2 protein-coding genes are annotated in these 4,767 nt (G+C 45.6%); both read right to left on the reverse strand.

Features of this window, described 5'->3' with window-relative positions:
- Window positions 1-3,459 (reverse strand): filamentous hemagglutinin N-terminal domain-containing protein (locus F6K49_RS35540; RefSeq protein ID WP_293104335.1); only part of this gene is annotated, 3,459 nt, incomplete at its 3' end.
- Between the two features lie 695 nt (window positions 3,460-4,154).
- Window positions 4,155-4,767, reverse strand: a 613-nt coding sequence (locus F6K49_RS35545; protein ID WP_293104338.1) for an aminotransferase class I/II-fold pyridoxal phosphate-dependent enzyme, incomplete at its 5' end; no start/stop codon positions are given.

Raw genomic sequence — 4,767 nt, forward strand, 5'->3', positions numbered from 1 at the left:
GTCTTGACGGGGTTTCACTGACGGTTGCGCTTGTAATGGTTGTCTGGTGCTGGGTAACCTGGGACGAGTTCGCCACCTGACTGTTCTGTGGGCATTAATCACTGGATCCTCTGGAGTCGGTGGTAATCCGCCTTTGCCGGTAATGGTAAAGGAACTGCCCCCAGCAATCCGATTATTCTCAAAGCCACAAAGGTCATTGGCCAGGATAGCTTCTGCATCGACCAGGATTCCTGGCAATTCGTTTAAGCCTGAAGTGGGGTCTACCTGGGTGATGTTGAGAATTACGTCACCGTTGAAGGATGAGCCACGGTCGGAGGTGGAAGTGATGTCATTGTCTGGAGTTGGACGGTCTCGAAACTCTAAACCAAAGATGCCTTGAGCCTCAATCTCAACACGACCTCCTGAGCCTCGTTGAGCATTGGCGGTGATGTCGCTATCTCCGAGACCGACTAGGGTATCAGTATTAATTTCTATATTTCCTCCAGTGGTTGTATCCTTAGCGTCAGTTAGAATCAAGCTTCGGTTGAGGAGTCGGATGTCACGGGAAAAGAGTTTAATATTGCTGTTGTCAATATTGCTGTTCTCTCCTGCTGCTGTTTCTGCTGTGATCCTGCCATTGTTGTCAAGGAAGATGGAATTGGCATTAATCTTTACTTCGCCTGCTAAAGTTCTCGGTTGAGTGCTTCTAGCACTAATACCTGCTCCATCAGAGATGATTAACTTGTCAGTGGTAATATTCAAAAACTCTCCGGCATTTCCTATCCCTTCAGTTTGAGTAAACAAGCCGCTGGAAAACTCACCCGAGGCTGAGGTACCAATCAGTTGAACCGTAGATGAGGCATTCACAATCAAATTTCCCCCATTCCCAAGACCCCTTGTGCCAGCTAAAACTTGTGCTCCATCAGAGATGATTAACTTGTCAGTGGTAATTTTCAAAAACCTTCCAGCATTTCCTGTCCCTTCAGTTAGAGTAAACAAGCCGCTGACACCCCGACCATCGGCTGTTGTACTAATCAGTTGAACCGTAGATGAGGCATCCACTGTCAAATTTCCCCCATCTCCTTCACCAAAAGTGCTAGCGGAAACTTGTGCCCCATCAGAGATGATTAACTCCCCAGTGGTAATCTTCAACTCTCCGGCATTTCCTTTTGAGCCTGGATTAGCTTGAGCAGACAAGCCGCTGCTAAACCGACCATCGACTGAGGTACCAATCACTTGAACCTTTGAGGAAGCATCCACTGTCAAATTCCCGCTGTCCCCTTCATCAAAAGTATTAGCTAAAACTCTTGCTCCATCTTTGACAATTAACTGCTCAGTGGTAATACTGACATCTCCCCCATTTCCTGTCCCTTCAGTTTGAGTAGTCAAGCGGCTGGGAAACCTACCATCGGCTGAGGTACCAACAAGTTGAACAGATTCAGAGGCATCCACGGTCAACTTTCCCCCGTTCCTTTCACCTCTTGTGCTAGCTGAAACAACTGCTCCATCAGAGACTATTAACTGCCCAGTGGTAATCTTCAACTCTCCTGCATTTCCTGTCCCTTGAGTTAGAGCAAACAAGCCGCTGGAAAACTCACCCGAGGCTGAGGTACCAACAAGTTGAACAGATTCAGAGGCATCCACAGTCAAATTTGCGCCGTTCCCTTGAGCTCTTGTGCTAGCTGAAACTTGTGCTCCATCAGAGACTATTAACTGCCCAGTGGTAATCTTCAACTCTCCTGCATTTCCTTGGCCAAAAGTCCTAGCTGAAACAAATGCTCCATCAGAGACTATTAACTTCTCAGTGGTAATAGTTAAATCTCCTGCATTTCCTGTTGCTCTTGAATTAGCTTGAGAAAACAAGCCGCTGCGAATCATAGCATCGGCTGAGGTACCAATCACTTGAACACTAGAGTTGGCATTAACAGTCAAATTTCCCCCATCCCCTTCACCAAAACTCCCAGCTGAAACAACTGCTCCATCAGAAACCGTTAACTCCCCAGTGGTAATACTCACATTTCCTGAATTTCCTGTCCCTACAGTTTGAGAAAACAAGCCGCTGGCAAACTGACCATCGGCTGTTGTACCAATCAGTTGAATCCTAGAGGAGGCATTGACACTTAAGCTTGCCCCATCCCCTTCACCAAAAGTGTTAGCATTAACTTGTGCTCCATCAGAGACAATTAACTGCCCAGTGGTAATACTCACATTTCCGGCATTTCCTGTCCCTACAGTTTGAGAAAACAAGCCGCTGGGAAACTGACCATTGGCTGTTGTACCAATCATTTGAATCCTAGAGGAGGCATCCACAGTCAAATTTCCGCTGTCCCCTTCACCAAAAGTGTCAGCTGAAACAAATGCTCCATCAGAGACTATTAATTGCCCAGTGGTAATCCTCACATCTCCCGAATTTCCTGTTGCTCCTTGAATGACGTTGGCTCCCAAAGAGCTGAGAGTACCATCAGGCGATACACCAATTAATCGCACAGATTCAGTGGCATCCACTGTCAAATCTCCGCCCTGCCCTGAGCCAGTTACATCCGTAGTTATCCGAGAACCACCCTCAAGACTCAATTGTGAAGCCCGAACTTCTATCCCACCGCCATTCTCACTTCCGATGGTATCCGCAAAAACAAAAGAGCGATCGCGTAAACTCACATTACTCCCCTGCACCTGGATACTCCCACCACCAATGCCACTGGTATCAAGAACAGCACCCTCAGACAAACTAATATCCTGAAACCCTTGAACTCCTGAATAATCCAACTCAAAACTCGTATCGGTTGGGGTCAGCTTCACCACACCATTAGCACCAACACTCCCCAGCTCAATCCGTCCATCCAATGCAACATTAATGCCACTAGGAATAGTAACCTCACCACCAATTAGCCCCAATGTTTGACCATCTGGTACCCGAAACAGACCAGATTGATTAGTAATAGTCCCTGGATTGGAACCATATTGCAACCCAGATGGAATATTAATGGTCAACAACGGTTTTTCATTGGGATTTTTAGTGCTGAATACTGTGCCATCGTCAAACAACACACTATCAGCAGTACTCCCAAAAAATGAACCTCCCACATCCAGTCTGCTATTGGGACCGAAGACAATACCATTGGGATTGATCACAAATAAATTAGCATTACCCAACACGCCTAGGGTTCCCAAAATATTGGAAACATTACCTCCCGTTACCCGACTCAGGATGTTGGCAACTCCAGCAGGATTCGCAAAATAAACTCGCCCGAACTCCGCCACATTGAAATCTGAAAAGCTGTGGAAGAGATTACTGTCTCTAATCGCCCCACCTTCAATTAAATCTATTACAATCCCGTTAATATTCAGATTGGTTACTACAGAGCTTTCATCCCCTAGGGTATTATCTGGGGTAATTTGCCCTAATGCCGTAGTTGCAGCTAGTAGAGAATACAGCACAACGCTACTTGCTGGCACCAGTCGGGAAATCCGAGGTTTCATGTTAATCAATAAGCTAGCGAATTTTTTAATTAAATCAAAAAATATATTTCAGGTTTCTTGATTTAAAAACTCTTTTTAAAGAGTTAACTAAAAATTCACAAAAAAACCTTATATTCCCCCTAGCACCAGCAGGATTAAGGTCTTCATTTTTGCTTTAACAAACCTTTAAAAAAACTTTACTTAAAATTCACAATAACAGGGAGTAGGGAGCAGGGACTTCGGAGCAGGGACTTCGGAGCAGGCAATAGGCAATAGGCATGCTAGCAATAGGCGAAAAATAATGTGTACCTCATAGCTATGATCAACGCTATAGATCTAGCTATAGCAATATTAGTGGGTTTTCCAGTTGTAGTTATTGCCTTCAAAAAAAGTATAAAATACTAGCGTTTCTCGCAGTTTTCTGATTATTTCAGTAGGGTGGGCAAAGTCATCATTTCGTGAGTACTTAAAACAAGCAAACTGTGTCTTGATGCAATAGCGAGTGGGGGAAACCCCCAAGACCGCGCTGCATCGCTTTTTGCCCACCCTACAAGCTGCATCGCTGTATTAACTTGTGTAAAGTTGCCAAAAGCCCCTCTGCTCCGAAGTCCCTGCTCCGAAGTCCCTGCTCCCTATTTCAACAGTTAATTTTACTTTTGTCCGACTACTTATTACTTGTGACTTGTGACGCTAAGGGTAGCGCTATACAATCCCCATCACAACGACTGGGCAGTATCAATAGATGCGATCGCAGCTTGGAATTTGGGCAGGGCACTGGAAATCATCTCTTCGCTGGCAGTCAGGGAGATGCGGAAATAACCTGGTATTTCCTGTGGCGTTCCAGGTAAGACAAAGACGCCGTGACTGGCCAGTAACTCGGCAAAAGCACAGTCATCTTGCCAAGGGGAGCGCACCAATAGAAAGAATGTTGCATCAGGGGTGCGGAGCTTGTAACCGATGTCCCGCAGTGCTTTGACCATCCAATCTCGCTTTTTTTGTAAATGCTCGATATTCAGGTTGAGTTGCTCCAGGTCCCCTAGGGCATACTGCATTAATACACTAGGATAACACCAACCAAAAGCACTTTGTTGTAAGATGCCAATCACTCGCCTGATTTCTTGCCGATTGGGCATAGTGGATGGTAAAGCAATATACCCTATGCGTTGACCAGGAGCCATGAAGGTCTTGCTGTAACCATAGACCAAGAAAGAAAATGGGTAAAACTGGGTAGGGCTAGGACAAGGCTGCTGATCAAACACAATCCGGCTGAAGGTTTCATCAGAAATTAGGTAAATGGGCTTACCATAACGTCTAGAGGCATCGGTGAGT

The organism is Moorena sp. SIO3I6 (assembly GCF_010672095.1).